The sequence below is a fragment of the Mycobacterium dioxanotrophicus genome (genome assembly GCF_002157835.1).
Taxonomy (GTDB): Bacteria; Actinomycetota; Actinomycetes; order Mycobacteriales; family Mycobacteriaceae; genus Mycobacterium; species Mycobacterium dioxanotrophicus.
Map to the genome: position 1 here is coordinate 4,105,255 of NZ_CP020809.1, position 26,595 is coordinate 4,131,849.

29 protein-coding genes are annotated in these 26,595 nt (G+C 63.8%); 11 read left to right on the forward strand and 18 right to left on the reverse strand.

The window, feature by feature from the left end:
• Positions 1-19 precede the first annotated feature (19 nt).
• A complete protein-coding gene (locus tag BTO20_RS39390; RefSeq protein ID WP_157680254.1) occupies positions 20-460 on the reverse strand; it encodes a hypothetical protein in 441 nt (146 codons plus the stop codon).
• Between the two features lie 80 nt (positions 461-540).
• Between BTO20_RS39390 and BTO20_RS19710 the strand changes: the two genes are divergently transcribed.
• Positions 541-1,134, forward strand: coding sequence for a 5' nucleotidase, NT5C type (locus BTO20_RS19710; RefSeq protein WP_087077945.1), 594 nt, complete (start codon positions 541-543; stop codon positions 1,132-1,134).
• A gap of 893 nt (positions 1,135-2,027) precedes the next feature.
• Here the strand turns inward: BTO20_RS19710 and BTO20_RS19720 are convergent.
• Positions 2,028-2,330, reverse strand: coding sequence for a hypothetical protein (locus BTO20_RS19720; RefSeq protein ID WP_157680255.1), 303 nt, complete (start codon positions 2,328-2,330; stop codon positions 2,028-2,030).
• Between BTO20_RS19720 and BTO20_RS19725 the strand changes: the two genes are divergently transcribed.
• Positions 2,329-2,532, forward strand: coding sequence for a hypothetical protein (locus tag BTO20_RS19725; RefSeq protein ID WP_157680256.1), 204 nt, complete (start codon positions 2,329-2,331; stop codon positions 2,530-2,532). The genes BTO20_RS19720 and BTO20_RS19725 overlap by 2 nt on opposite strands.
• A 23-nt stretch (positions 2,533-2,555) precedes the next feature.
• Here BTO20_RS19725 and BTO20_RS19730 read toward each other — a convergent pair whose 3' ends face one another.
• The 13 genes from BTO20_RS19730 to BTO20_RS19795 all read right to left on the reverse strand — a co-directional run bounded on the left by BTO20_RS19730 (position 2,556) and on the right by BTO20_RS19795 (position 10,805).
• Positions 2,556-3,629: an ATP-dependent DNA ligase gene (locus tag BTO20_RS19730; protein WP_087077949.1), complete on the reverse strand. Its 1,074-nt coding sequence runs from the start codon at positions 3,627-3,629 to the stop codon at positions 2,556-2,558.
• A 279-nt stretch (positions 3,630-3,908) separates the two neighbouring features.
• Complete coding sequence (locus BTO20_RS19735; RefSeq protein ID WP_087077950.1) at positions 3,909-4,142, reverse strand: hypothetical protein; 234 nt, start codon at positions 4,140-4,142, stop codon at positions 3,909-3,911.
• A gap of 517 nt (positions 4,143-4,659) precedes the next feature.
• Complete coding sequence (locus tag BTO20_RS39395; RefSeq protein ID WP_019348352.1) at positions 4,660-4,800, reverse strand: hypothetical protein; 141 nt, start codon at positions 4,798-4,800, stop codon at positions 4,660-4,662.
• A gap of 240 nt (positions 4,801-5,040) precedes the next feature.
• The gene (locus tag BTO20_RS39400) at positions 5,041-5,541 is read right to left on the reverse strand and encodes a hypothetical protein (RefSeq protein ID WP_157680257.1); all 501 of its coding nucleotides are present in this window, start codon (positions 5,539-5,541) and stop codon (positions 5,041-5,043) included.
• Positions 5,542-5,568: 27 nt separating this feature from the next.
• A complete protein-coding gene (locus BTO20_RS19750; protein ID WP_087077952.1) occupies positions 5,569-6,279 on the reverse strand; it encodes a hypothetical protein in 711 nt (236 codons plus the stop codon).
• A 58-nt stretch (positions 6,280-6,337) separates the two neighbouring features.
• Positions 6,338-6,556 carry a hypothetical protein gene (locus tag BTO20_RS19755; RefSeq protein WP_070945681.1) on the reverse strand — a complete coding sequence of 73 codons (219 nt, stop codon included), beginning with the start codon at positions 6,554-6,556 and terminating at the stop codon, positions 6,338-6,340.
• A 107-nt stretch (positions 6,557-6,663) separates the two neighbouring features.
• A complete protein-coding gene (locus tag BTO20_RS19760; RefSeq protein WP_157680258.1) occupies positions 6,664-6,966 on the reverse strand; it encodes a hypothetical protein in 303 nt (100 codons plus the stop codon).
• A gap of 373 nt (positions 6,967-7,339) precedes the next feature.
• On the reverse strand, positions 7,340-7,894 hold the full coding sequence (locus BTO20_RS19765; protein ID WP_047036510.1) for a hypothetical protein: 555 nt from the start codon (positions 7,892-7,894) through the stop codon (positions 7,340-7,342).
• A gap of 150 nt (positions 7,895-8,044) precedes the next feature.
• Positions 8,045-8,686: a hypothetical protein gene (locus BTO20_RS19770; RefSeq protein WP_232490777.1), complete on the reverse strand. Its 642-nt coding sequence runs from the start codon at positions 8,684-8,686 to the stop codon at positions 8,045-8,047.
• A 199-nt stretch (positions 8,687-8,885) separates the two neighbouring features.
• On the reverse strand, positions 8,886-9,332 hold the full coding sequence (locus BTO20_RS19780; RefSeq protein ID WP_087077954.1) for a macro domain-containing protein: 447 nt from the start codon (positions 9,330-9,332) through the stop codon (positions 8,886-8,888).
• Between the two features lie 177 nt (positions 9,333-9,509).
• Positions 9,510-9,800, reverse strand: coding sequence for a hypothetical protein (locus tag BTO20_RS19785; RefSeq protein ID WP_087077955.1), 291 nt, complete (start codon positions 9,798-9,800; stop codon positions 9,510-9,512).
• 10 nt (positions 9,801-9,810) lie between these two features.
• Positions 9,811-10,023 (reverse strand): hypothetical protein, encoded by a 213-nt coding sequence (locus tag BTO20_RS19790; protein ID WP_087077956.1) that lies wholly within the window; start codon positions 10,021-10,023, stop codon positions 9,811-9,813.
• Positions 10,020-10,805 carry a hypothetical protein gene (locus BTO20_RS19795; protein WP_087082389.1) on the reverse strand — a complete coding sequence of 262 codons (786 nt, stop codon included), beginning with the start codon at positions 10,803-10,805 and terminating at the stop codon, positions 10,020-10,022. Before BTO20_RS19795 ends, BTO20_RS19790 begins: the two co-directional genes overlap by 4 nt.
• A 523-nt stretch (positions 10,806-11,328) precedes the next feature.
• On the opposite strand from BTO20_RS19795, the gene BTO20_RS19800 reads away from it, so the two are divergent.
• Positions 11,329-12,108, forward strand: coding sequence for an HNH endonuclease family protein (locus BTO20_RS19800; protein ID WP_232490778.1), 780 nt, complete (start codon positions 11,329-11,331; stop codon positions 12,106-12,108).
• Positions 12,109-12,162: 54 nt separating this feature from the next.
• The gene (locus tag BTO20_RS19805; protein WP_087077957.1) at positions 12,163-12,873 is read left to right on the forward strand and encodes an LppX_LprAFG lipoprotein; all 711 of its coding nucleotides are present in this window, start codon (positions 12,163-12,165) and stop codon (positions 12,871-12,873) included.
• A gap of 58 nt (positions 12,874-12,931) precedes the next feature.
• Here BTO20_RS19805 and BTO20_RS19810 read toward each other — a convergent pair whose 3' ends face one another.
• Positions 12,932-17,161 carry an FtsK/SpoIIIE domain-containing protein gene (locus tag BTO20_RS19810; protein ID WP_232490779.1) on the reverse strand — a complete coding sequence of 1,410 codons (4,230 nt, stop codon included), beginning with the start codon at positions 17,159-17,161 and terminating at the stop codon, positions 12,932-12,934.
• A 37-nt stretch (positions 17,162-17,198) separates the two neighbouring features.
• On the reverse strand, positions 17,199-18,860 hold the full coding sequence (eccB, locus tag BTO20_RS19815; RefSeq protein WP_087077958.1) for a type VII secretion protein EccB: 1,662 nt from the start codon (positions 18,858-18,860) through the stop codon (positions 17,199-17,201).
• 337 nt (positions 18,861-19,197) lie between these two features.
• On the opposite strand from eccB, the gene BTO20_RS19820 reads away from it, so the two are divergent.
• The 3 genes from BTO20_RS19820 to BTO20_RS39405 all read left to right on the forward strand — a co-directional run bounded on the left by BTO20_RS19820 (position 19,198) and on the right by BTO20_RS39405 (position 20,654).
• Positions 19,198-19,527 carry a helix-turn-helix domain-containing protein gene (locus BTO20_RS19820; protein WP_087077959.1) on the forward strand — a complete coding sequence of 110 codons (330 nt, stop codon included), beginning with the start codon at positions 19,198-19,200 and terminating at the stop codon, positions 19,525-19,527.
• Between the two features lie 266 nt (positions 19,528-19,793).
• The gene (locus BTO20_RS19830) at positions 19,794-20,195 is read left to right on the forward strand and encodes a type II toxin-antitoxin system VapC family toxin (RefSeq protein WP_087077961.1); all 402 of its coding nucleotides are present in this window, start codon (positions 19,794-19,796) and stop codon (positions 20,193-20,195) included.
• Positions 20,196-20,387: 192 nt separating this feature from the next.
• Positions 20,388-20,654 (forward strand): hypothetical protein, encoded by a 267-nt coding sequence (locus tag BTO20_RS39405; RefSeq protein WP_157680259.1) that lies wholly within the window; start codon positions 20,388-20,390, stop codon positions 20,652-20,654.
• Positions 20,655-21,910: 1,256 nt separating this feature from the next.
• Here the strand turns inward: BTO20_RS39405 and BTO20_RS19840 are convergent.
• Entirely contained in the window at positions 21,911-22,327 is a 417-nt protein-coding gene (locus tag BTO20_RS19840) for a peptidoglycan endopeptidase (protein ID WP_198343992.1), read from the reverse strand.
• Positions 22,328-22,704: 377 nt separating this feature from the next.
• Here BTO20_RS19840 and BTO20_RS39930 point away from each other — a divergent pair, with 377 nt between their 5' ends.
• From BTO20_RS39930 to BTO20_RS19860, 4 genes are all read left to right on the forward strand, one after another.
• Positions 22,705-23,208 carry a helix-turn-helix domain-containing protein gene (locus tag BTO20_RS39930; RefSeq protein ID WP_198343993.1) on the forward strand — a complete coding sequence of 168 codons (504 nt, stop codon included), beginning with the start codon at positions 22,705-22,707 and terminating at the stop codon, positions 23,206-23,208.
• Positions 23,209-23,360: 152 nt separating this feature from the next.
• On the forward strand, positions 23,361-23,537 hold the full coding sequence (locus BTO20_RS39410) for a hypothetical protein (protein WP_157680260.1): 177 nt from the start codon (positions 23,361-23,363) through the stop codon (positions 23,535-23,537).
• A 194-nt stretch (positions 23,538-23,731) separates the two neighbouring features.
• On the forward strand, positions 23,732-24,460 hold the full coding sequence (locus tag BTO20_RS19855) for a hypothetical protein (RefSeq protein ID WP_157680261.1): 729 nt from the start codon (positions 23,732-23,734) through the stop codon (positions 24,458-24,460).
• A gap of 416 nt (positions 24,461-24,876) precedes the next feature.
• Positions 24,877-26,469, forward strand: a complete 1,593-nt coding sequence (locus tag BTO20_RS19860; protein WP_087077964.1) for an ATP-binding domain-containing protein — start codon at positions 24,877-24,879, stop codon at positions 26,467-26,469.
• Positions 26,470-26,595: the final 126 nt, after the last annotated feature.

Sequence of the window (26,595 nt, forward strand, 5' to 3'; positions counted from 1 at the left end):
ACTTTCCGGCCGCAACCACTCAGAGATCCCCGAGATGCTTCACGGAGCCGGGGTGGGCTGGGCGCGTCTGGGCCCGCAGCATATGCACGGAACGTTCATTCTTCCCGGCGGCGAATTGCGCAGTGAGCGGGTCGATTACGAGTCCGTCAACGCGTGGATCAGTGGTGTCGGCGGTCCGGATCGGGATGAACACCGACCCAGCACCACCCAACACAAGTGAGGAGCCTAGACAGTGAAATACCCCAGTGATTTCGTCAACGAGGATCACGGATGGCAACGCATCCATGCAGGACATGATCTTGACCGTGGCATGCTGCTGGCCGACCTGGCCGACAACGGCGGAAGCCAACGCACCGATGGCCAGGAACTCGTAGTCGAAGAGGTCTGGCTTAGCGTGGCGGCGCGGATCAAGTGGTGCGGCCGCCGTGACCGGTCGTGCGACAGTGAAGGTGAGTGGCACGCGCACTGGTTTGCCGCCCGTCCCGGTCTCGGAAAACCCTTCACGTTGGTCTACTGGGGCTGCCCCGAACGGGTTTCGCAATGATCCGGCGACCATTGCATATAGGTCTCGATGTCGACGGTGTGCTTGCTGGCTACATGGCGGCCATCGCCGAGGTCGGACGCGGGAACGGCCACACGATGTCGGGCGAGGGACCGCTCACCTATGAACTGATCGAACCTGGCTGGTTTCCCGATGCACTCACTGCGGCGGCGGCAATGGCCCAGCTGCACGAACGCGGCCTGGGCGATCTGGCACTGCTCGACGACACCGCTCCGGGCGCGGTGCGTGAACTGCGCAACGGCGGCCACAAGGTCTCCATCGTGACCGCACGACAAGAGCACCGCGCGGGAGAATCATCGCACCGTGCCGGACGCCGCGACCTTGCAAGCTGGCTTGCTCGCCACGGCATCGAAACTGACGATCTGCTTTTCATGCAGCAAAAGAGCCTCTCCGGCTGTGACGTCTACCTCGATGATGCTCCCCACAACATCGACGAGATCCGAAGTGCCGGAAGGATCGCCGTGGTGCGCGACACCACCTACAACCGGCAAGTTCCCGGCCCACGCGTGATCAGTCTGGCCGAGTTCGCCGATCGAGTGCTCCGCGGGGATTTCAACCGGCAGGCAGCCTGACTGCTGGCTCGATGCCGGTGAAACTGCCGGCCGCACGCGGGTGTCACGTCCCGGACCGGTCGGCTTGAGCCGGCGCAATCGACGGACGTTCGGCGCGATGTCAGGACCCGCACTGGCTCGCCAGCCGCCTTATCTGTGCGTCCAGGTCATACAGCCGGTCCAACAGGAAATCCACGTCGCGATGCCGCCCAGCTGAATGGGCCTTGTTGATCCGGGCATGCAGCAGGCCGCGCAACACCTCTGAGTCGGGTAATCGATTCATGCGTCAGCGCACTGATGCGGGCCCAGCGCGCCATCGCGGACAGTGGTGAACACGCGGCGGCCGCAATCTGGACACCGCTTGTGTATCCCCGACTCTGGACCGTCGTCGGTGCCGTTGGTGAGCAATGTTCGGATGTTTCGGCGCCGGCCGCAAGCGTCACAGGTGGCGGTTTCGCGGACCCATGTCTTTGGTCCGTCGATGGTGTCGCGGTGTTCGTCAAAGTCGGAGACGGCGCGCTGCTGGTCTGCGGGATGAGTGCATTGGCTGGTCATGCTGTGGAAGTCTCCCCTACGTCAGCTTGGCGGGGCCGCCCACACAGCTATGAAGTGGCTGTAGGTCGCTGTCTGCCGTGGCCGCGGTGATGCTGGATGGACTACTCCACCGACAATTTCGCGTTATTTCCTTGGCGATCAACGTTTCTCACCGACTATCTCAACCTTGTCGGGTCGATCGGGGAGAAGATGTACGCCGGTAGGTCGTCCTCGGCGTCGCCCGACCCAGGTATCTGCACTAGGCGAAGGCCGCGCTTACCTGCCCATTCGCTGATCGCTTCCCACATAACCTCGTGAGCGATCACGATCTGCCGAGTCTCAAACTCCATCATTCCCCCATCCGATCATTGCGCCCTACGTCAGGCCGGCCACCTGCACGGCTCGTCGGGGTGCTCGTCAATGTTGGCGCTCGCCTGGTCCCAGTTCAGGTACATCGGGCCACCCATCACCTTGCGTACTGCGTCCTCGTAGGGATGGCCGCAGCCGCACGGGCACGGGTGCTGATCTCGTGGCTTTTCACACCCGCACCTGCACGGATTGCGAAGAATGACCTTGTAGCCACCTTCACGGAGGGCGGCGAGTGCAGGGTTGGCCCAGTCTCCGGTGCCGAAACCGGCAGCCTCATCGAGAGCCTGCTTCACAAGCCCAGACGGTGTGGCCATGTCGTCTCCTGGCGTGCGCCAGTGCGGCGGCTTCCAATGCCTCGAACTCGGCATCGAATCGCCTTGGCTTGTCAACGAGATAGGTGTCGCCACAGGCACAATCGACGATGAACTTGCCCGGTTCGGGCGGATCGAAGAGGTCGCCATCTGTCGTGGTTTCGCGGTGATGTCGCATGAGTCCTCCACCGCCACCGCGCGTTGATTGTGAATTTTCGCCGTCAGCGTTCACCGGTCGATGCCGCTCTTGAATTTCACCTGCGCCATCACGCACTCCGCGGGCAGGATGTCGTCGCGCACACCGAGGTAGACGGGCTGGTACAGCGCCGGGGCGGCGTAGAGGTAGCGGACCTCGACGACGGCGCCGACCGGCGGCACGTCGTGGTTGGCGGGAACGGTGACGTTGCCGACGAAGGTCAGGCCGTCGTTGCCGTGCAGGCTCAGGCCCACGCTGCGCTGGGTGTTGACCGCGGTCACCAGGGCGCTCAGGGTCTCGACGAACTTGAACTTGAGCTGCGGGCCGCCGCTGTTGGGCCGCCCCGGCGAATACGGTGCATCCAGGCGCTTGAACACCACGCCCTCGGCCTTGGCGTCCCGCAGCTCGGCCAGCTTCCGGCGCTTGTCACTCTGGGAGGTCCAGTTGTGGGTCGGCGCGATCGCGTCATCGAGGTTCAGGGCGATCAGATCGAGCAGGATGCGGTAGCGCTCTTGGTAGGGCCTGTCGCGCAGGTCATTGCCTGTGTACTCGAAGATGTCGAAGGCGTACAGCACATCGCCGATGATCTCCCCGTCGAGGATGAAGTCACCCTCGATGGACCCAGCTGCACGGGCCACCGCCGCGGACACCCCTACCGCCAGGCCCAACTTGTTGATGGCCTCGATGGTGTCGCCGGTCTTGCGAATCATCATGCGACGGCCGTCGTACTTCTCCTGCAGGCACCAGCTGTCACTGTTGATGGCTTCATTCGCAGCGGCCTGGTCGGCGACGTTGAGCAGCTGGGGCAGCAGGCCCGACGGGTGGCGGTCGCTGGCGCTGTTCTGATATGGGGTGCCGTCCTCGCCGCGGGTATAGCCCTTGGCCTCTTTGGCTTTGACCAGCTTCTCGAAGATCGCCGTGGCCTTGGCGTAGTCCACCGCGGTGGTGGTCTTCGTGCCGGTGGTCAGTGCCGAACCCCGGCGTCCATAGGCGAAAGTGACGAGGAATCCGGCGTCGGTAGGTTCCAGCCTCGCATGGTATTCCTTGTCGCTGTTGCCTTCCCGGTAGTAGAGGCTCGCGGTTCTGGGTTCCCCTGCGGCGGTCATCGTGGCCCTTTCAGCATCTTGGTCTATTCTCTAATATAGAGAATAGACCAAGGGGCCGACAACTCCCCCGGCTACTGCGGCGCCGACGCGCCCCCACAGTCGCTCATCGGCGAGTCTCTTGAGCTCGGTGGCCAGTACGGGCCTGGTTATGTCATTACCTCCTCGATCAGGTCGGGTTCTTCGGTCAGTCGGTGAGCTTCCGCGTCGGTGTATCCCCGGTCCCGGAGCTCCCAGTACAGGTCGGTGTGCGGCATACCTCTCCTCGCCGGTGATCGCCGATTACGTCAGGTGCCGAAGTTCCAGCGGGCTGGCTGTGCACCAAGTAGCACCGTTGATTGGGCCGCCATCGAACTCCACCACAATGCCGACATCGTTGTAGCCGGTGACGATGCCTGTGGCGTGCTGCGATGCCCGATTGCGGGCACGCCGAACAGTGACCACGGACCCGACCGTGACATGGTCGCCAACGGCGAAGTCTTGACTGATGTTCTCCAGCCATGTCTGTCCACCCATACGCCCATCCTTCACCGATGATTTCGCCGTCTGCCGCCGATTACGTAAGCCCTTGGCGGCGCTTCGCTGGTCCGCAGGCCCCAGATCATCGTCTACGTCGTGGCCCCCTTACGGTCAGCTACTTTCGCGGTTTCCGGATACGCCGCACCACATCTCGTTCTTCAAATGCGCAGGAGACCGCGTGACTGAGGTTGTCGAATGTGCCAGCGGACATAACGTCCACGTGGCCGACGAGTTTCCCATCCCGGTAGACACTCGATCGCACCTCCCAGTCGCCCTCGCTGTCGAGCAGTCCATCTTTGTCCATGTCCTATTCCTTATGTCGTCCACTCGCCACGGTCTTGTGACACATGCGGGCCAGGGTGCCCGTCCACTCGGCGGCAGCCTTGGTATCCCAACGTGCCCGGCCGCACCGCCGGGCAGTTCCGCGCCCCGGCGTCCTGTGCGTCGAGCTCGCTGATCGGTATCTTCATCGTCAGATCCCTTTGTGACCTTGGTGCTCAACGTGTCTCACCGATTACGTCAGGTCGAAACCCGCCTCGGTCAACGCCTCGACAACTTCGCCCGCCAGGCGCTCGGCCTCGTTGCGACTCACGTGACCACCACCAATGGACTCATAGACCAGCATGGTTGTGACGATCTCGGTAGCTCTGCTCACGGCTCCTCCTGTTCCGATAATTTGGCCTTGCGTTGGCCTGCTGCTGGTCACTCGAACCACTCGCCGGTTCCGTCACAATCGACGCATTCTTCGTCAGCGACATAGCCCGTTCCGGCGCACCTTGGCGTACCAGTTCCGTCCCGAAGACCAGCACGGCGTGCGTGTAGGTCCGGGCAGACGTTCGGGTATGGGTGCTGCCATCGGGAGCGGTGGCGACGTAGGTCGTTTTCTTCGCCATGGTCACACCCGCCCACTGTTGCGGGTGCGCTTCGCCGCTCGCCGGCAAGAGCCATCGCAGTACACAGACTCACCCATGTGTTCGCCGGCCAGAGACTCGTGGCCTTCGCACTGGTCGTCGTCTTCACAATCTGGGCACCGTTCGGTTCCGGTGGTCATACCGTCGTGACGGTCACCGCAGTCGGGGCACTCATATGGCAGGTTCTCGGCGTCGTCAGCGGTGGTCTCGTCGAACGGGTCGTCCTCGCATTGTGGGTGCCCGTCGTTCGAGTAGTGCTCCCTGGCACCCTCGCATCCGCGTGGGCAACCGTGGGCCATGTCGCCGGTGCCGCTGTGCGGGCACACGCCGCGTTGTTTGTCGGCCGCCAAATGTCCCTCATCGAGGTGGTGGACCGGCAGCGGCAATCCGGCGTCGGGGTGAGGTCGGGATTCGGCGGCCTCGGCCGCGTCGGCGGCGATGTCGACGGGTGTGCGCAGGTGGTCACCGGGATAGTAAGTAGGCATGATCGGAATACCTTCTGTGGTGGTGGATTAGGCGCGGTGCAGGCGGTTCGGATAATCGTCGACGATGCAGGAGCGGCCGTCGGTGGCGTCGGCGATCGTTGCAACGTTCACGTCGGTATCGAGCGCGGTGACGGTGCCTGTGCGCTGTTCGGCGCCGTCCCCTGGCGCGGAGTGGCCGTAGGTCCACGTCACGACGTCGCCGACGGCGATCGGAACGGGTTCCTGCGCGATTCCCGCAGCGTCGACAACGTTTGCTCCGTCGTGCATCTGGGCGTGGAACTGTTCGCGCAGCCGGTCGGCAGTGTCTGCCAGCTCCTTCAGGAATTCGGCGTTGTCGCCGTCTTCTGCCCGCCATCGCTGGCGCGACGCGTATTCTTCAAGCGCGTCGATGATGACGAACGCCTCGTGTGTGCGGTAGTCGGTGCTGATGTCAATCTGACACCGGTACACGGCGCCGGGCGCGTACGGGTCGATGGCTACGAGGGAAAGTCGTTCGACGGCGACGCTAGACCGTCCGCCGCCGCCCAGATCGATCGTGGCTATGCCGCTGTGGATTCCGAGGATGGTTCCGTGGAATGTGCGGGATTCCTGCCCAACGCGTTCGCGGTACTGAACACGGTCGCCAGCCTCGATCGGGCGAACGTCCGCGCTCTCGCCGGCAGAGTCACAGTGGACCGAATGCGGGTCGGATTCGTTGCGACGTCCGACGCATTGGCAGTTGGTGGGGTTTGTGTTCATGTCGAACTCCTTCAGATGGAGCTTCCTGGCGGCCAGTCGGGCCGCCAGGTCGAGGTGGTTAGCGGGCAGTGTTCGGCCGCATGGGGTTTACGTTGCGAGACGGGTCTACCCCGAACCCGATCAGTTCGTCGGTGGAAACCTGCCGTGTTGCACCGTCGCGGCATACCGCCAGGAACCAGCCGAGGCCGTCGTCCTCAATCCACTTGACGACACTGGAGACGTTGCCATCAAAGTCAACTGCTGGCAGGGGTGCGTCGGTGGCGTCTCTGGTGGTCATGGTCGGAATCCCGTCTGTGGTGGTGGATTAGGCGCAGTGCAACAGGGATATACCGACGTGGATGACTACGCCCGTCGCGGTGTCGATCACGTATGCGCGGCTGACGGTCACGGTTGCCCCACCACGCGCAGCACCGTTGCCGGGTTCAGCGCCCGCTGGATGTGTTGACTTGTCGCCGCATCTGCGGCAACAAGCGCGACTGTGAGCAGGACTGCAACGGCCGCAACCAATAGCACCTTGCGAATAAGCCCGCCCAGGAGGGTGATGGCAGCAACGGTCACGATCACCGATGGCGCCGGCCAGTGGCTCAGTCCTGGAAGGGCCGTGGTGGTCGCTCCCCCGACGCCGGCGGTCAACGCGCCCGCCAGCGCCATGCGCTGAAGTGTGGAACGTGAAATCAATACAGCCATATCTCCTACTCTCTAAAATGGAGATTACCGCCGAGCCTGGGCCGAAGCAACCTGCAGCTCGCTTTTACTGTTGCGCAGCGGTTTCACGGCGCTGGTCGAGCGCCTGTCACGTCCTTTCGGCCATTCGAACTTGCGATGACCCCGATCAGCTTCGAAGCGCGTCGGCGCAGTTCACTCGCCTGCTCCGTTTTCCCCGCAGCCTCGAGCAGTCGTGCCCTGTCCAGAAGCTGGTCGGCGGCGATGCGATCGGGTGTACGTCCACCAATATGCGCCACAGGATGTCGTCCTTTCATCGTGGTCGGCAGTGACAAGGTGTAGACAGGACAAAGGCCCGAGCACGATGGCATTACCGCGCTCGGGCCTTTCGCGAGGTTCAGTCGAACAGCTCGCTCATGTCCTGGTCGAACGGTCGAGCTTCCCGGTCCGCAGCTTCCGCACGCGCGGCATCGGCTTTGACGCGGTACTCCGCGGCACGCTCAGCGTCAGCCTTTTCCTGCTCGGCTAGCGCCGCTTCGCTGGCGGTGGTCGGAATCTCGAACTCGATCTGCGCGTCGATACGCTGACCGTGAAAGCTGTTCTCTAGTAGCGGGACCAGCCGCGGGTCATCGGGCTCGGCATCGGTCAGATACGCCACGACTGTCGAAACAACCATGGGGTCGCGGTTGACGCCGTTCTCGTCGGGCTCGATATCCTGCATCGCGCGCAGGCGGCCGTGCCGGATGGTGGGCCGGATTGCGATGCCCAGCCTGTCTAGGTGGTCGCGAACATCGGCAGCGAGTTGGTCCGTCTTGGCGGCGACGTCGTACTCGTAGGCACGCATCAGAGGGAACAACTCGGCCGAGAAGTAGACGGCCAGCGTCGGCTCGCCGGTATCAGCGTTGGGCGGGCGGAAGTAAGTCGGCTCGCCGGTGGTGACGTCCTCGCTCATGAAGACTCTGCCTTTCCCTTGCAGGTATGTCGGCGGTGATGCTAGCTATGTTGCCGCCGCATCACTCCGCGCAACGCGTCTACGCAAGTGCCGGTGAGAACAACACACGACCCGCACCGGTTGAGGCACGGGCCGTGTGTTGATCGCGGGTCAGGCGGCGGTGGCGGTCCACCAGTTGAACTGGCTGATCGCGGCCTCACGCAAGTACTGCGTGGCGAGTTCGGCGCCGTAGCCCGTGTTCTGGTCGTCGAACGCGCGCAGCACCTTGGCCGGTTCGTCGTTCTGCGTCGGCACCTTGATGGCCACGGCGGTCACCGCGGTCATTCCGCGCTGGAAACATGCCACCAGCTCGTTCCGGATGTGCTTCTGCATCATCACCGCATTCTTGATCTCGGTGAAGGCACCGGTGGCCGGATCGAGCACGATGTAGTCGACGGTGGGTGTCGAAACCTCGGCCTTTTCGTACTTGCTGTAACGCGGGCTCACCGACAGCAGGCGGAACAGGATCGGCTTGTTGAAGTGCTCGTCGCCGATACCACCACCGCCGCCGGTGGGAATCGAACCGATCGCCGGGGCCGCCGTGATGCCTCCGTAGGTGGCGGCGGGAGCGGCGGCCGGAGCCGGAGCCGGAGCGGCAGCAACGGGCGCCTGAGCAACTGGTGCGGCGGCCACCGGAGCCTGAGCGACCGGAGCAGCGGCCACAGGCGCGGCAGCAACCGGAGCGGCAGCAACCGGTGCCTGAGCGACCGGCGGAGCAGCGGCCACGGGGGCCTGAGCGATAGGGACAGTCATGGCGGAACCTCTCGTTTAGTTTCTGTTGCGGTAATCCGGTGCGAGAACGTAGCCGGAATACTTCCCCGGCACTCCGGCCTGTGGATGTTCCCGCACCGGATTACCTCAATCGTTGCACCGGCATCCGACAAAGCATCGTGTAACGAAATATGCATGTCCGACGGCGTGTCCCGGCATATCTGTGGCGCCGAATCAGGTTCTACCCGAGCAGCACCAGCGTGACCGCTACCGAGGAAGACTCGGCGACTTCGCGAATGATCTGTTCGGCCTCTTTCGGGTCGAGACCCCCAATGCCTCCGCCGATGAGCGGCAGCGCCACGGACGCGATCCCGTGCGCGACTGCGAGTTCGAGTCCGACAGTCAGCGACGATCGTAGCCATTCGGGTCGGGCGTCGGGGCCCGGCTCATACTGACTGGCGCAGTGGATGATCGTCATATCTCCCGGCCCTTGAGGGCATATCATCGCCCCGCCAACTGGAAGGTCACCGCGGCGTGCGAGCACCTCGTATTGGTGAATCGCGTTTGGGTGGCGCTGTTTCATGATTGCTGCGACACCGGCGCCGGCTACTCCGATGCAATTGACGCCGTGCGCGAGCGCCTCAGACGGGTGCGCGAAAAGGTCGCCGGTCTCGATTGTGAAGCTCATACGGTTTCTCTTTCACTGGGTTGGTGGTTCAGGGGGACGTGACAGATCGAGATGAACTGCGGCGCAACGTCAGCACTCCGCGGCATCGCTGCCGTTCATCGCAGTCGACCACGTAACCGCCGATGCAATATCCGGCTTCGAGGCCGCCGGGCATGGCAGACATCGTCAGCGATCCGGTCAGCCACAGCCGCTGCGCGCGTCGCGCAGCCCAGCGGAGAACTGGTCCCACGATCGCCCTGCCAACGTCAGTGGAGCCTTGTTGTCTATCGCCAGGCGGGACCCGTACTGTTCGCAATCGGTCATCTGTTCTGCAGTGGCACCGCACGCGACTGCGAATTCCCGCGCCCGGAGCAAGATCGCCTCTTGCCCCTGCCGGTCCTCCCAGTGCCGCACGTGTGCCGGCAGCTGGTTGAACCAGCAAGCGACGCCGAGCTGGTCCAGTGCGAATTGCAGTTCTGAAAGACTCACGGAAACTCCTCTACGCGTTTATGATTCGGCTGTCGGGACTTGCCCCGGGGGCATCGTTACGCGCCCGCTGCTGCGCGTGCGCGACGCGCCTTTCGGCGTGGCGTCGACACACGGTGACCACACCGCGGCCGTAGCCGAACATGGCCTGCAGCGTCGCCTGCTCGTGGCATTCGATGCTGGGGATGCCCAGTGCGTCGAAGTCCTTGTCAGGGCGTGTGGTCACGCCGCGTCAGCTTCGGCGGCGTTGTCGTCGATCAGACCTATCGCTACCGGCACTTCCGGGTCATCGACATCCAGGTCGGGTGAGTAGGCATGCGCAGCCAGTACCGCACGGAACACCCCTGCGCACGTGATAGTCACGATCGAAGCTGGGTGTTCCCGCGTGTAGAGCTCGACAGGCTCTTTGAACACTGCAGTGATCGCGCTCATCTTCTTGACGGCATCAGCGGTGAACGATTGCACGTTGCCGGCGCCCAGCGGCGCGAGTGTCTGTTCGTCACCCGTTCCTCGCGTGCCGAGAATCTCTTTGGCACCACGAGCATTAAGTCGGCTGATCGTCGAGCGGATCGGGAAATCCTCGGCGTCCTGCAAAGGGATGTAGTGGCGCGAGTCGGCCTCGCCCGGGTCGCCGTCGGTAAGCGTGCGCATCAGCAGTGTTGCGCCGTTGTCGACCACCGAGAGCTCGACGGAGCATTCGGCTTCCTTGTCGAGCTTCTTGACCGCCGATGCCGCACCCTTGGCCGCCGACAACAGTTGTGACGCCTGGTCGACCGAAAACTTCACCAACTTCAGATCGCCGTCGCACTCGAAGATCGCCTGCCCAGGACTGACACCGTCCGAGGCGATGAAGGCGAGGCTGTTCTGAGTTCCGCTGTCACCAGCCTCCACCCGGCTCGAGCCCAGCACGACTGCGGCGTGGGTTGGGTCGTCGTTTCCCGAATAGGCCATCACTTTGGCCGCAGACAGTCCCTTGACGAACGATTCGTTATCGATGATGACGGGCATGCGTTCCACCTTCTGATTCCTTGGCTCCCGCCGCGGTGAATCCCGCGACGGGCAGCATCGGCGGTGTGGGTGCCGGCTGCGGGCACAACATTGATCCCAACGTTTGCGTTCGGCCGTCTACGGCGCGATCGGCTACACCAGACCCAGCATTGTCGCCTGACGCCCCGCTACAGACATCGCCACACTCGCCACTACAACGATCGCCACGGGTGGGGACACGTCGGCCGATAAGCAGCCCGGTTCCCCTTTCTGAACTGCGCGTTAGCGTTGCGTTTCGACGGGACCGTGCATTCCCACGGAACTACGCGCAGCGCTACAACCACCGCGCCGTAGCGCTTCCAACAGCCCCCGTGACCGTTGACTGTGGCTCCGTGCGAGACGACTGGCCGCAAGGCAACCACGGGACATGACACGCTATTGACGCACCGCCTGCCTTCAGGGCGCGCCCACCGCGGCGGCGACAGTCCCCGCAAGTCGCGCCGTAGTCGCCGCAGTCGCGCGAGTGCGGCGACAGTCTGCGATCGTGGCTGACAGAGAGTCGAAGAAGTCCAAAAAGGGTGGCGTGCTCGGAGTTTCGGGCGAACCTGCATGGACAGTATTGGTGATCGCCGCCATCATCGCGGTGATCGCTGTCATTGTCCGCGTCGGTCCGAACGGTGTGCGCGCCTATGCTGACACCGCCATCAACTGGGCAACCGAACGGATCAACCCGGCTCAAACCTTGCCGGACGGAATCGGAGGGACCGGCACCCCGAGCGACGACCCGGCCACTCTGACGGTAGCCAAGTCGGGGTCTATGCGCGGGTACGCCCGAGACCGCTTCGGTGCGGCGTGGACCGACAACGTGGACATCGAATACGGACATAACGGATGCGGGACCCGCGACGACATCCTGGCTCGGGATATGACCGGAGTCCTGACCCGCGACGGCTGCAAAGTGCTCTCTGGCACGCTGGCCGACCCGTATACAGGCACCGTGATCATTTTCACCCGCGGCCCAGATACATCGGCCCGCGTGCAGGTCGATCATCTAGTGGCATTGGCCAATTCGTGGGTGTCGGGGGCAGCGTCATGGTCGCCGCAGCGGCGCACGCAGATCGCGAACGACCCCTTGAATCTGATGGCCGCCGACGGTTCGGCAAACCAGTCCAAGGGCGCGGCTTCGGCCGATCAGTGGTTGCCGCCGAACCCCTCGTTCCAGTGCACGTACGTCAAGCGACAGGTGCAGGTGAAGAACAAGTACCGGCTCACTGTGACCGCCGCCGAGAAGTCGGTGATGATGCGTTTCCGAGGGTACTGCTGAACTCGCCGCGCCGCCGGCCAGACATCGACGCCGAGGCCTTTACCGTCCCCGGCCATGCCCACCCCCACCGTCTCTGCTGTGGCCACCGCACTGGCCGCCGTCCTATTGGCCGGCGGCTGCTCGACTGCGGCTCCCCCGCCTGCAGGCTCGCCCCCGGCCGCGGAGACAGCCGCCGCCGCGCCGGACCTTCCCTCTGACCCGTCCGCCGCGGTGGCCGATGCGGCTGTAAGGCTGCGCGCCACGACCGCGGCCGCCATCATGGTGGCCACCACCGGCATAGAGAATCTGATTGCATCGTCCTACGCGGCGCAGGTGAGCACCGACCCGGCTGCCGCGAACGGCAACGCCAACCTCATGATCAACGGCGAACGGCAGCAGGCGAACTTCCAAGTCCGAGACGGCGAGCTGTTCCTCGACTCCGCGGACGGAGAACCTATCGCTGTCGGCCCAGCGCGCGGAAACTTCGACCCGACACTGCTTCTGGACCCGCAGCTGGGCTTGGCGTCGATGATCGAAACAATCTCACCGGTGTCGTTCGAAAGTCCACAACCGGTCAACGGTGGACAGGTCGCCGGCACGGTGAAACTCCGCGGTGAGCTTCCCGTCGCCGCCGCGGAGGCCGTACTCCCCCGCGACAGCCTGCGCAACCTGGTATCACTTCCCGTGACACTGTGGCTGGACCCTGACGCCGGCAATGCGCTGGTACAGCTGATCATCACCGCCGGGGGCGGAGCGCTGACTCTGCAGATCCGCGACACACACTGATCCCGCATACGACAACGCCCCGGCCCAGACAACCGGAACCGGGGCGTTGTCGTATGCCCTACTTCTGTTCGAACCTCGCCGCCACCGCATTGACGTCGATGTGTGCCGTCTGCACCATCTCGTACGCGTCCGCGTCGATGATGAGCCTCCCCTGGCCAGGGCGCCACCGAGAAGGCTTGAGGTGGTACGCCTGCGGGATAGGCATACCCGAGGACGGTTGCCCGGCCAACTGCAGGATCGGGGCCATCATTTTCTCTCGCAGTGCCGCAAGCATCGCGGCCGACTTCACCCGGTCGTTGAACCCACCGTCGTCGGAGATGATGAAGTGCACGCCGAGATCAGTGCCCGTCGACAGCAGCTTGGAGACTGTCTGATCGCCGACTTCGACAGTGTCGAACACGGTCTTGGCCATGTAGCCCTCGGAGATTGCGTGGAAGTTGTCGATGTACACGTACACCTCCGGACCGGTGAAGTAGGTCCGGTTGATCAGGTCCTCGGCGGTTGCGTCCTCGCTGGGGCGACGTTGGCCCATCAGCCGCACCAGCATGTCGGCAACATCTTTGAGATCGTCAACCGAGCTGACATAGCCAGGCGGACGGATCCGATTGGTTGTGCCGTCCGCGCGAGGCTCACCGAACTTCGCCGGCCGCACGTGACCACGCGCATAGAGGCGGTCACGTTCGCCGAGTTGCTGACGCAGCGGGTCGATGACGACGATCACGGCGTCCTTCGGCGCGAACTGACGCATCACCGACTCCATGTGCATCCGCAGCATATTGGTCTTGCCACAGCCTTTCTCGCCGTACACCAGCAGGTCCTGCGACCTGTTCGGAACGAGCGCGAGTTCCAGGGTGTCCGTCAGGGAGCCCACGGGGAAATGTGTCTGTACCGGATGACGGTTCGGTGGGACCAGCGGCGCATATACCGACCAGATCGTCTCAAAGTCGATCACCGGGTCTGCGGGCCGGACAACAGGCACCTGCTCGGCGGCGAACACCTCGGCCAACTGGTCGCACAGGCCCCGGATCTCGGCGCCATAGTCGTTCACCTCGAACACCGGCATTCCCCTGGCGAACGAGTCGGGTTCAATTTCGCGGTTGATCGGCACCACCGTTCGCGCCTGCTTGGTGCTGTACGGATCCACCGACCGCCCCGGCTGATCTTGCGGGATCAGGGTTTTGAGATTCATCCGCAGCTCTGGAGCCATCTTGGCACCGGCGTAATCGGTCGCAGGCAACTGCACACCGCCGGGAACGTCGATGGAGTAGTGAGCCACGTTGCCGGTGGTGCCGCCGCCGGAAGAATCAGCGGTGAACACCAGGTGCACACCGACAGCAGCGCCGAGGTCGAGGATCGGGCGCAGCAGCTTGGCCCGTTCGGAACGGTCTTCGCCGAGGAACCCCCCGATGCCGTCGATCAGCACCATCACCCGACCGTATGGGTCACCGGGAACAGGGTTGTCGACTTTTGAGTCAAGGTAGGCGTCCACCGAGGAGACTGCACGGTCCACCATCGCTTCACGGCGAAGCCCGATGACTCGCCGGGCCTCACCCAGGATCCGCGACACTCCATCAGCGCTGCCGGGGGCCGCATACGACGCTACGTTCGGGCTGTTTTTGACCTCGCCCAGCTTGCCGGTTCCGAAGTCGGCGAGCATAAACGCCAGCCGGCCGGGCCCGTACTGCAGGCAGCCACAGATGACCAACGTCTGCAACAACGTGGTGCGCCCCGACTTACCGCCACCGGCAATAACCTGGTGCGGCAGAGCGCCGCTGAAGTCCATGAACCATGGCAAGCGGGTGTGCTTCTCAGGCACATCGAGGTCGCCGATGCGGATACTCAGCCCCACAGAGGAACGGCTCAGATTCAGTGTCGGCAGACTCAAAGGCTCACGCAGTGAGGGCTTCCACAAGTCGAGCACCTTCATGTCCGCCAGTCGAGAAACCTTCTCCAGCAGTACGTCACTCATCCTGTCGCCGGTCTCCTCCTGCTTGACGTTGACGACTTCGCCGTCGACGACCGTTGGAGTGAAGCTGCGTTCGGTGAACAGGGCGAACGGCAGGACCGCCTCTACGATCGCCTCATCCGAATCGCCGCCCGAGCGGGCGCGTTCGACCACCGTCTTGCGAATATAGGCGGCCTCGTGATGGAACGCCGCGACCTCGACCGGGCCGTGGTCGGTGGTGAACTTGCGCAGGATCTTGCCCTTGAGGTTGCCTTTGATCATCCGAGCCGCGTCGTCGGTGCCGAGCATCACGTTCGAATGCTGGGGCGAGTTCACCGCCAACGAGTAGCGGAACGTCAAGTGCTGCAGAAGATCACCAAGCACGGACTGGTCAATGTACTGACTGCACATGACCAGGTGCATGCCCAGTGAACGGCCAACGCGGCCGACACGGGTCAGCAGTTCCAGGTATCCCGGACGTTTCTTGAGGAATTCACCGAACTCGTCGATGACGACAATCAGGTCCGGCACCGGAGGCCACAGCGGATCGTTGGGATGTTTCTGCTGCTGCTCGCGGTATTCGAAGATGTCCTTGCATCCCTTTTCGCCGGTGATGAACTCCTCGCGACGGGTGACCTCACCATCGATCACCGCGCCGAGACGATCCACCAGCTCTGCGGTGTGCTCCAGATCGGAGATGTTGGCCACCACGTGCGGAATCCGGTCGGGGTCCATCCCCAGGAATGTCGAACCGCCTTTGAAGTCAGCGAGGATAAGCGCCACCTTGTCGGGCCCGTACAAGGCGAGTAGCGCCAGCACGATTGCCCGCAGGAAGTACGACTTTCCCGATCCGGTGCGGCCGGCGATCGCCCCGTGTGGGCCGTTTCCGTCGCGGTTCTCCTCGTAGAAGTTCAGGAAGCTCAGCTCGGGGGTGAGTTCATCGCCCTTGCGCAGGTAGCCGAACGGAACTTTGATCTCGTCGGTGAACGCGTTGGACTTCCACACTTTGATGAGGTCGTGAGTTTCGATGTTGCCTATCGCGATGGCTTCGAAGAAGTCCGGGATGTGTTCGGCCCGTTCATCCTGGACTCCGCCTCCGGCGCCGTAGCCTTTCGGGCGGTGCTGATACATCGCACGCGCGAACGTCTCGGCCAGCGTCGCCGAAGCGGAATCGGCCGCCGCGGCGTCGTAGTCTTCGAGCGTCGACACGCGGCCGTTCTTGAGCAGAATGCGCGACCGTTCCTCAGAGACCAGATCGGTGCCGTAGCGCACCACCAGCCATGTCATGCCGTCCATCCCGCCGGCCATCGTCGCCGGCCATGCCACCATCTGCTCAGGGGTATCGACAATCACCAGCAAGTGCGGTGGCCGATCATCCCCGCCGGAACGGATTCGCTCGATCACAGCTGCGTGGCGCACCGCGAACTCGTCCAGACTGCGCCACGCCAGCAGGCGTGGGCCGGTCCCCTTCTCCACCTTTGAAGTGTCCTCGAGGTGCGGCAGCCACTTGATCCATTCCCATGCCTTCGGATCGTCGGTGATGACACCGATATTCAGATCACTGGGTCGGTGGTTGAACGCCAGGCTCATCACCATTGCCCGCACCAGATCCAGGCGCGCCGACTCGTCACCGCGCAGCGCGTAAGCAGGCCACTCGCTCAAGCGCACGTCGATCGGAAGGTTGGCCACCACCGACAATGTGTTCATTGCCCGCTGGTATCGGACCAGGGTGACCGGTTCGGTCATCTCGATCACCATCTCCTCAGCCTTGGGCAGCTTCGGGAACAGCGGAGCCACACCGATGCCCACCCGGGCCCGCAGGAACGGGTTCGCCGTCAGATGCTTGACGTCCGGATCCTGTTCGCTCTCAGGGGGAACCACCCGGCCGATGTCCGGATTCGGGTCGGCCTGCCACATTTCCTCGGTTCCCACCAGCGACAGGAGATCCGAAGGATGAGGGAAGCAGGTGGTGCGCAGATCATGCATCGCCCGGCCCTGGTCGTGGATTTCGGCGCGCCGCTCCCGCAAGTCCAGGTCGTAGCGCTCGATTTCCTGCTCGATGTCGCCACCGGACGCACCCCCACGCTGGGTGCTCAGATGCATGATCAACATCATCATCATCATCGGAACGCTGACCAGAACCGAGGTGATCGCGCGGACACCCAACAGCGCCATGCCCCCCACCATCGCGACCATGACTCCGACCATGAGAAGCGGAAGCATCCGTTGCCAGGTGGGGCGGCGGTCCGGCTCCGGCGCGGGTAGCGGTGCCGGGATCTCCACCCCGGTCGGACTGAGCTGTGTCTGCGGCCGTGGTGCTGGCCGGAACTCGTTGAACAACACGGAAGGTCCTTCCTTCGAAGCAGGTCAGGGTGTCGGATCAGCCGGCGGCATCAGCAGTGGGCGCCGGGACGGCGGAGGCAGAATCGGTGTGCGCTTCGGTCTCCTCCGGCGCCGAATCGTCAGGCGGCGCGGCCGGCGGCGGGGTCTGGACCCCAGTAGGACTAGGGGCTTGCGCGGGCGGGCCCTGGTTGGCGGTCCTCGCCGGACTCGGTACCTGAGAGAATGGCTTGATCGTTCCCTGCATCACCTGTGCGTTCTTGATCGACAACGTGGCCCCGGGCGCATACAGCTTGGCCACCGACCACGGGATCGGGGTCGGAAAGACGTTCTCGAGTCCAAGCGCCTTCACTGTCGGGTCGTAGGAGACGTCGAGCTTGTTGCCGCTGTCTGGAATCACCGCATCGATCGGGAAGCGGGTCCCGTTCGGGTCGATCCACAACACCTGTTCGGCGGCCACCGAATCAGCGGCGTCCCCGGTGACGCGGGCATACCAGCCATAGCCCGGTCGCGTGATCGCGTCGGTGGCCTGCTCGGCGGTTCCCTCGTTGGGCAGCAGGCGCACAGTCGAGATACGTCCCGCTTCAGTCAGCGGCATCTTCGAGTTGGTGAAAACCCGTGTGTGCGCCGCCAATTCACCACGAGTCTTAGTCCAGCTCCAGCACAGCGCTGGATTCGAGACGAGGGTCGGCACCGACGACGGGAACCGGCCGTCGTCGACGATCGACACGCGTTCGAAGGTCTGCACTGTGGCGGGATCATCGATCAGCCGCTGTGCAGCACCGACATTGACCATCATCTGGGCCAGCACGGGTCCCACTTGCTGAATTCCGGTGCGGCCCACCAGATAGAAGGCGCGGGCCCCTGATGCGGTGGACACCGTCAACACGTCGCCGATAGCCGATCCGGGGACCGCTTCGCTTGGCTGGCCCTGATCAGCCAGCTGCGGTGCGGTCAGGACCGGCGAGGCCGAAATCGCCCCCAGTAGTGCCGGGGACACCACCGCGGCCGAGTCAATGCGAGCGGGAGTCAGACCTAGGGCGGCTTGTGCGGCGAAGTCGCCGCGGCCCACTTGTGCGCGGGTGTCACGGTAGATCAACCACAGCTGAGAAGGATCGGTGGACGGTCGAACCAGAACTGCCCGCGTCTGGCCAAGGTCCTCTCCACCTTCCAACATGTCTTTCCCAGCGATGACCGCGGTGGTGATGTCACCGGAGCGCAGCAGCGACAACGGCACAGCGGTGTCGCGCCAGTCGCACACCGTCCAGGCAGCCTCTTCATCGGTACGCGGCGTAAGCAGGTTCGGCGCATTGGGGATTCCCATCAGTGGGCCAGTCGGCATCGAACGTAGCGCCGTATCGGTGACGACCTTCGCATCGTCGGCCTTGCCCACAATCAGCCTCGCGGAGGCGAGGTTGGTCACCGGGTGCAGGCGCCCATTGAACTGGACGAACATTCCACCGCTGCGGGTCGTGACAATCTCGGCGACACTGCCATCGGGTTTCGGACTGATCAGCGACACCACGAACGCCGCGACCAGGATAAGGATGCCGCCTCCGAAGCCCAGCCCGAGCCAGCCGCGCATTCGCCTCAAAGGGGAACCTAGGCCCCGCACGTCCTGACGCGACAGGGCTTCGTCGACACGATTCAATTCGCGCCTATATCCCTTGATCTGCCGCGGGGTTGTCAGATACCAGGGCACCCGATACCTCCTCGATCACCGGCGCCGGGCCTGTTGCGAGCGGCGCGTTCGGGGGCTGAGCGTGGTCGATTGATCCGCCACGGCGCGGGTGGGGCGCGGGTTAGCACACCCGTCATGTACGTGATGGGCGTGGCACTGCATGTAGTGATGTGCGTATCGGGGCTCGTAGGGTGACCGAAAACGCTGTATCCCCCATCATTCCCGGTGGGTTCCCTCCACAGCTGGGACAACCTGTACAGGCCACGCGCGCCTTGCAGCGCCTGTTCCCGTCACATACGATCAAGCCAAAGACTCTCTACTTTAGAGATTACGTACGACACGACGGAGACACTCGACGATGACCACCTCAGGCGCGCGCCTCGCGCAGGGCATCCGCGCCCAGAAGCGGCCTCGGCTGACCGACGCGCGGATCGGGGCAACAATTCGTATCGAACGCCAGAACCGCGGAATCAGCCAGAACCAGCTCTCCCGTGACACCGGGATCGACGTAAGGGTGCTCTCGCGTATCGAGCTCGGTCAGCGCCCCTGCCGCGCCACCGAGCTGTCCACCATTGCCGCGGCCTTGCCCATCCCGGTGGACAAGCTGCTAGAGCAAGCCCGCCAGCGCACCATCACACAGGCTTCTGATGGCCGGCGCCGCAAGGCCAAGAACAGTGCAATCGTCTGATGCGACCCGACATCAGAAGCAACATCGCATTCCGGGACGCCGGCGCACACTCCTGAGCTATACGCCGACCGCCACCGCTAGCTCGCTCGAATCATGATGCCGCACGGTGGGCAGAAACCGGCTGAGTTTGACTGCCAATTCGGGAGTCGATTGATGACGGATCTCAGCGTCGGCGTGCCGCGTCGATATGGGTGACTGTGGATCCCAGAGTCTCTGTCGACCGGGGTTCTCGGGCAGGATGTCGGTGGGCATGGGACGGTACTGGGATGACCACGTTTGTCATCGATGCGCCGGTGGCCATCAAATTGGCCGCCGGTGGAACGACGATTCCGCCGCAGCACAGCCTGACCGCTCCCACACTGATGCGTTCGCAAGCCCTGGCGCTGGTCTACGAATCGGTGCGCCGAGGCGAGATCGGCGAACGGGTCGGCCGGAAGGTTCTCGATGATATCCGCGGGCTGCGGATTCGGCTCCTCGGCGACCGATCGATGCAGGACCACGCATGGCGAATAGCCGCCAAGTTGAACTGGTCGGACACATACCGGGCCGAATACATCGCGCTGACCCAACTGCAAGCAGATGCGCTGGCCACCGCAGATACCAAACTCGCCACCGCGGCACGCGCATTCGTCAAGACCGCGTCTATTGACGACATCCTCCGGCTATAGGTCAGGGAGTACGTCAGGGTCGGCGCCCGGCTTTCGGTTTGAGGTGCCGGGGGCCGACGTTGCCTTGCCGGGGTGACTCTTGAATTCGTGATCAATCGACCCCCCGAATTGGCAGTCGAAACTAACCGGCACTGAGAATTACGGCGACCCACGGTGACACCAGCCGCCCACCCTCAGCACCGAATAGTCTTGATGGGCCACACCGCCGGTTGCTCGCACAAAATCGACGAGGTTGCCGGAATTCTCACGCCGATCCGCGAAGCCGGCACCCGGAACTTCATCCGCGTCGACGGGCGCGTCGACCTCAGCGAGGCGGCAACTGGCGATGATCACGGCCGTCGCCATTCGCAGCAGCCGACGCAGTTCTCGTGCGCTCCCTGCATGCCGTTCTCGGCGGCGAGATACGTGAGGGCTTGTCGCTGCTGTGTTTCCGATATCGGCGCGTCGTCGCCCCGGTGAGCATCTCAGCCTCCCTGCGCTGGTCCCACTTTCCCACCTGATCGGGCTGGCCGTTGCGTCCATGTGGCGGACACACCTCTCAGAACACGGCGCACCACTGCTTGTCGATGGCCGATACGCCGACGTCGAGACCGGCTGACCGAGCCGACCGCGGCCCTCCCCACGGTGCCGGAAGGGGCGCCTCGGATCGCCTCCGACTACTGCAGCCAGTGGAGATCCCATCGAGCCCTCCTCGGGGGTCCGGGACTCGCCCGCCGGACACGCAGCATCCCTGGCGCTTTCGCGCATTCGTTTCCGGTTCAGCCGGCCGGCATGGTTCGCCGCTCGCTAGACCTCCCCGAGTTTCTCCGTAAATTACCCATTTGACCTGCGGTAACTGTCAGTAAATCGGTGACTTTTCGGTTCACCTGCACCAATGCGTAGCCGTCGTGGGAATGGGGGGTGCCTCTGACAACCCAGCGTGACAGAAGGAAACAGGGTCTATAGGTGAAAGCTCATTAGTTAGTTGTTCTAGATACACATCTTTACCTGCATTCTCTCTGAAACAGAGAATATCCTCTGCCGGAGGCACCCCCCATTCCCACGACAGATGCGTGTTTGCCCAGCTGAGCCGTGAAGTAACCAGATCGGTGACAGTTCCCGCAGGTCAAACGGGGAATTTACATCGAAACACGGGGAGGTTCAGCGCGACCGGGACAATTTACATCCGACAAATCCAGCCGGAAAACAGGAACCGGACACGAGAACCGATCTGTCGAAAGTTTGTTCGGAAAGACGGATGCGGGACTCGTGAGACGACAAGTTGGGAGCGCATCGGACGCCCCTACGCGGGGGCGTCGCCGCCGCAGTGGCGGGGGTACCCCGAGGCACATTGGCAGCAGCAGTGCGTGTCGCCGGCCGGTGCTGCTCGACGGTGAGCCCGGACGCATCCTCGGTCTCGATTTGGGCTCCGCTCGCGTAGCACGACGCGACACCGGGGCGAGGAGGTCGAACTCTCGTGGCCCGCCAGGGTCCGGAGAGTCGCATCGATCGGAGCCGGCCGCAAAACCGATCAGCAGCGGCGGCAGGACCTGTTGCACTCAGCCGGGTCGACTGATCGCCTTCGGGGGGCGTACCCGCATCGGAAGGCGGGGCTCCCGCTGGAACCACCTCGGGTCCAGACACGTCGGCAGGGATCGGGGTCTGGACCCGAGGCATCCACGGGGCGCCGCGGGGGATCTGGAACTGGGCACGTCGACCGAACTGTGTGCTCGGACCTATGCCCGAGGTGGCCCGGGATCTTCGGGCGGTGTGTTCGCAACGACCGGCAGATGCATGTAGTGGGTGAACTGGCCCTGGTAAGCACCTGGGCCGCCGAACTTCACCCCGCCACCTTCACCGGAGGACACCGCTGTACCGTCGGGCAACGTCACCGCGGTGTGCGACGCGTTCCACCCAATCACCAGGGCATTGGGTGCTGCGCCATGGACGAACCCGCGGGAAGCTAGTTCGGATGCCTCGTTGGCGGTGCTGAATCGGCCCGAGAATGGGTCGCGTCCCACCGCGGTGTTCGCTACCCAGGACGCCAACCCAGAACAGTCGGTTCCCGCGGCGCTATTGCCCCCGGGGATGTACGGAGTTCCCTGGACCTTGGACAGAAGGACCAGGATCGCTGCGATCGCGTCTGGTGTCATGCCCGCACTGTCTCCGATGCGGACATGACACGGCGCACGTGGCGCGAGTCAGCAAAAACTTAGCTATCACGCAGGTAGAGAACTTCGACTGTGTGCGTTCATGTCCAGTGCCGCACTGCCAGGTTCCGCAAACGGTGCGTTCACACCACCGCTCGCGCATCGCCCGCCGCGGGCGTGCAGCTGGTCGCATGTTGAGTGCCGTGGCCCGCTCGCTCTCTCCTAGGGGCCATGCTCCAAAGACCCAGCGCTCCCGGCAACGCCTGTTCTCGCCAACATGTCACGTCCCTACGCTGTTACGGTAGCCGCCACGGGTGGTTTTGCCATAATCTCCACGTTAGAGACGTGAACGCGCCTCGGTTAAAGCGGAAGGACGCACTATGCCTATCCACCCCCAGCGCACCTACGACCTGACCGACGAGGCAGTGGGAGCGGTGCTGCGTCAGGCACGCGTAGCAGTGGGGATGGATCTCGATGCCGGCGCCGAGGCATCCAACGTCAATCGCGCAGTCCTCTCGCGGATCGAGATCGGTGACCGGCCATGCCGTGTTCCAGAACTCGACGCCCTATCCCGGGCCTACGACATCCCCTCGCACATCATGATGCAGGCGATCTCCGGCGATGACCGGGCGATGGCCCGTGTCCGGCGCGCACGCAGACAGGCTCCGGAATCGGTCCCGGCCAACACCTCTCCTCGAGGTGCGAAGAAAGCTCCTACCAAGAAAGTCGCGGCCGCCACCGTGAAGAAGTCTGCGCCAGTCAAAGTCGCTAAAGCCCCCGCCAAAAAGGCTGCCGCGACCGCGAAGAAAGCCACGCCCGCCAAAGCCCCGCGCAAAGTTGCAGCCAAGAAGACAACACGGACGACCTCCTCTCGCACTCGCTAATTCGATACTCCCCCGACACGTCTTCCGCCGGCGCAATCGCGCCTCACACGCGGTTTCACTGCGCCGACCGCAAGTCTGCGGAACATCCGCTTCGCGGATAGGCCAAAGTCGGCAGTGTGCGCGAATTGTGCACAGTGAAAGGGGAAGAGCCCGTGGACGATCGACAAGCTGAGCAGTTGGGCCGGGACGCTTTCGCCGCGGGTCGCCCGGCGGCCGCGGCTCTGGATCCCGCCATCATGGCCGAGGTCTCCGACGCCGCAGTCGGTGAGAAAACGCACCTGTTGGCAGCTTTCAGTCGGGGCTGGAACGCCGCCAACGCCGAGTCCTGATCGTGCCCCGCACTCGCCACGCGCGGCTGGGGTGCGTCGAGACATCAGGGCAGCATGTCCCCCCGACCGCTCCCCCGGCGTGGCGCGGGTTGCGTTGCGGTGATTCCCACTGTCGATCCTATTCTCCACTTTAGCGACAGAGACCAGCTCTCTTCCGAACGAGAGCGAGACAGCGGTGTGTGAAGGAGGAGGCGGTGAGTGCGAAGGTTTCCCCGGACGCCCACATCGGGTTCGGCGGCGATGGGCACCCGGACACAGAGTGGTTGGGATGCCACGAGACGGCAGCGAGAACGCGAGGCCAGAGCCTTCAGGCCGACGCGTTCGCCTGGCCGATTGCCGAGTTCAACCGTCACGTAGTTCTGTTGCCGGACATCGTCGGCGATTCAGACCCGGCCGCCGGCTTTACTCGCCTGTGTGCGCGAGCCGGCAGTTACCGACTCTTCGAATTCGCAGCCGCGCTGGAGGAACGACGCACCGCGAGAATCGCCCAGGAGCAGTGGCGCGCCGCCTTCGACCAGGGTGGCGCAGACGCGGCTCGCGCACCCGAACATGACCACCCGACATACGAAGCGGTGGCGAAGGACGAGATCCACGCCTGCATCGGCAACTTCCTCGCCGTGATCGGGTACGCCGCCGAGTTTGAGGCATCAGCGCCGCTCTCCCGGTGGATCGACACTGTCCCCGGCGACATCCCCGACACGTTGCGTGTCTTCGTCGACGCATACCTGTCCGTGTCGCGGTCAAGTACCGGCCTCCCCTCCCGTGACGAGGCGCGGCGGCGGTACTCACGGGAGCTATCGAACATGTACGGAGCATCTGCCGGCGACTTCGAAGCCGCCGCGGGGCGTGTGCACGCCTGGCACGTGATGCTCTTCGAAGTCGGGGCGATGAGGATGTCATCCGGGGGTCCGGCGGCGCAGTGAAGGCCATCAGCATTTTCGACGTAACCGAAGACATGCTCCCGATCCACGCTTCCGTATCGGCCGGTGACTGACGATGATCAGCTTTTCCTGGAGCTTCTCGCACTCGACCCGCCCAGCCCGCCACGCCGGCCATCGGAGGCCCGAGCCGGTAACCGCCGCGATTCATACGGGATCTCTGACGCGGAGCACAGCGTACGACGGCTGTGTTCGCGGTGCGGTATCCATTTCAGCCTCTGCCCACACGCAGGTTTCGGTGTCTGCGTCGACTGCGCTGAGGTTGAACTTAGCCTCACGGCGTGACGTAATCCTTGTTCGGGGCGGTCATGCGCCTCGGCGTGGCGCACGGTTTCGGTTGCAGTGCACGAACTCCTAGATACTCTCTTTTTTAGAGATTTCGTTGAGCAAGGAGAGTCGTTGTGCCCGTTCCGTTCGTCCCCTCCGCCGAGCAGCAGGCCGTGATCGATGCGTATCTCCGTGGTGAAGACCTCGCCGTACAAGCACTGGCGGGAACCGGAAAGTCGAGCACCCTGGCCTTGATCGCACAGGCTCAGCGGGATCATCGGCCCGGTGCCACAGCCTGGTACATCACGTTCAATCGACGCAACGCGGACGAGGTGCAGGCCACATTCTCCGAGTACGGGCTCACCAACGCACGTGCCTCCACCGCGCACTCACTGGCCAACCGCACCTGCCGGGCGACCCCGGCGCTGCGGCACTGGGTGGAGCGGCTCAATAAGCACTCTCTTCGCATGGCCGAGGAGATGCGCCTGCTCGGTGTCCCCCGCGCCGCACGGTGTCTTGACGCCGTATTGAAGCTGGAGCCCGGCACCGGAAAGTGCGTAGGGGTTATCGTGCCGTCCCGGGATCCGAGATTCTCGTTGCAACGTCGGTTTCTGACACTGACGCGCAAGACGGTGGAGAAGTTCTGTCAGTCCGCAGAACCCGAGATTGACTGGATGCATGTGCCGTCCCTGGCAGGGATGCCGAAAGAGATGCGGCCGATCGTGCGCCGGGAGCTGGTTGCATGCGCACGACGCATGTGGGACGAACTGTCGGATCCCGACAGCGCTCTGGGAACGAGCCACCAGCACTATCTGAAAGCGTGGGCGTTGAGTGCACCGATCATCGGCAGCCCCGGCGACGTGCTGCTCTACGACGAAGCCCAAGACGCAAATCCCGTACTGGCTCAAGTCGTCATGGCCCAGCAGGGCCGGGTACAGCTGGCCCTGGTAGGCGATGAGAATCAACAGATCTACACGTTCACTGGAAGCGTCGACGCCATGCAGGACTTCGTGATGCGGCCCGGAGTCCGGGCCTTGCCGCTCACAGAGTGCCGTCGTTTCGGCCCCGCCATCGCCGCGGAGGCCAATAAGGTTCTCGACCTGCTTGACCCTGCCCGAACTGGAATCCGCCTCGTCGGGATTGGGCCGGAGGGTGGGCAGGTGCACCACCAATACAGTGACAGCGATACCCACGCCGTCACCGCAGTGGTGTGCCGCACCAACGCCCGCGTGATCGAGCACATCATGCTTCAGCTCGCAGCCGGCCGTCGCGTGCACTCAACGATCGACATCGTCGCGCTGGAGCGACTGGCCCGGGATGTTGAACTCGTAGAAGACGGTAGAGCCGAAGAAGCGAAAGACACTGTGCTGCAGGGGTTCACCGACCTAGTGCTTTGGAACTACTGGCTCGATGAGGAGGATCCCGAAAACGAGGAGCTGCGAGACCAGGTGCTGGCAGTTCTCAAGTACGGGGTATCCGCGATCAAAACACTGGCTCAGGCTCTGGTGGGGGACCCTTCAGGCGCCGACGTCACCGTCTCCACTGTGCATAAAGCCAAGGGTGGAACCTGGGATCGTGTCTTGGTCGATATGGGCGACGTTCCGATCGATGACGACGATGACGAGCAGCTGCGCCTGTTGTATGTGGCCCTGACCCGGGCGCGCCATCAGGTTCTGTGGGCCCCGCCGGAACCTAAGAACGGCGCCTATGGGCGTCCCGCAGCGTAGATCTACCGCGACACGCTGACGAACCCGGCCTCGGGCCGGGTCACAGCGGTGGGAGCCTGCTCCGGGTCGCCGCCGGCCAAAATGGTGCAGGAGACGCAGCGTGACCCAGCGGCCCCGGACGACCCC

Bases quoted from the DNA above. Each gene is read 5' to 3' on its own strand.
- BTO20_RS19735 (WP_087077950.1), bottom strand. From the start codon at position 4,142: ATGGGTGGACAGACATGGCTGGAGAACATCAGTCAAGACTTCGCCGTT.
- BTO20_RS19780 (WP_087077954.1), bottom strand. From the start codon at position 9,332: ATGAGCTTCACAATCGAGACCGGCGACCTTTTCGCGCACCCGTCTGAG.
- BTO20_RS19760 (WP_157680258.1), bottom strand. From the start codon at position 6,966: ATGGCTGTATTGATTTCACGTTCCACACTTCAGCGCATGGCGCTGGCG.
- BTO20_RS19765 (WP_047036510.1), bottom strand. From the start codon at position 7,894: ATGAGCGAGGACGTCACCACCGGCGAGCCGACTTACTTCCGCCCGCCC.
- BTO20_RS19725 (WP_157680256.1), top strand. From the start codon at position 2,329: ATGTCGTCTCCTGGCGTGCGCCAGTGCGGCGGCTTCCAATGCCTCGAA.
- BTO20_RS19830 (WP_087077961.1), top strand. From the start codon at position 19,794: ATGACCACGTTTGTCATCGATGCGCCGGTGGCCATCAAATTGGCCGCC.
- BTO20_RS19805 (WP_087077957.1), top strand. From the start codon at position 12,163: ATGCCCACCCCCACCGTCTCTGCTGTGGCCACCGCACTGGCCGCCGTC.
- BTO20_RS39405 (WP_157680259.1), top strand. From the start codon at position 20,388: ATGGGCCACACCGCCGGTTGCTCGCACAAAATCGACGAGGTTGCCGGA.
- BTO20_RS19730 (WP_087077949.1), bottom strand. From the start codon at position 3,629: ATGACCGCCGCAGGGGAACCCAGAACCGCGAGCCTCTACTACCGGGAA.
- BTO20_RS19795 (WP_087082389.1), bottom strand. From the start codon at position 10,805: ATGCCCGTCATCATCGATAACGAATCGTTCGTCAAGGGACTGTCTGCG.
- BTO20_RS19755 (WP_070945681.1), bottom strand. From the start codon at position 6,556: ATGACCACCAGAGACGCCACCGACGCACCCCTGCCAGCAGTTGACTTT.
- BTO20_RS19840 (WP_198343992.1), bottom strand. From the start codon at position 22,327: ATGACACCAGACGCGATCGCAGCGATCCTGGTCCTTCTGTCCAAGGTC.
- BTO20_RS39400 (WP_157680257.1), bottom strand. From the start codon at position 5,541: ATGCCTACTTACTATCCCGGTGACCACCTGCGCACACCCGTCGACATC.
- BTO20_RS39930 (WP_198343993.1), top strand. From the start codon at position 22,705: ATGCCTATCCACCCCCAGCGCACCTACGACCTGACCGACGAGGCAGTG.
- BTO20_RS19750 (WP_087077952.1), bottom strand. From the start codon at position 6,279: ATGAACACAAACCCCACCAACTGCCAATGCGTCGGACGTCGCAACGAA.
- BTO20_RS19710 (WP_087077945.1), top strand. From the start codon at position 541: ATGATCCGGCGACCATTGCATATAGGTCTCGATGTCGACGGTGTGCTT.
- BTO20_RS19720 (WP_157680255.1), bottom strand. From the start codon at position 2,330: ATGGCCACACCGTCTGGGCTTGTGAAGCAGGCTCTCGATGAGGCTGCC.
- BTO20_RS19770 (WP_232490777.1), bottom strand. From the start codon at position 8,686: ATGACTGTCCCTATCGCTCAGGCCCCCGTGGCCGCTGCTCCGCCGGTC.
- BTO20_RS19820 (WP_087077959.1), top strand. From the start codon at position 19,198: ATGACCACCTCAGGCGCGCGCCTCGCGCAGGGCATCCGCGCCCAGAAG.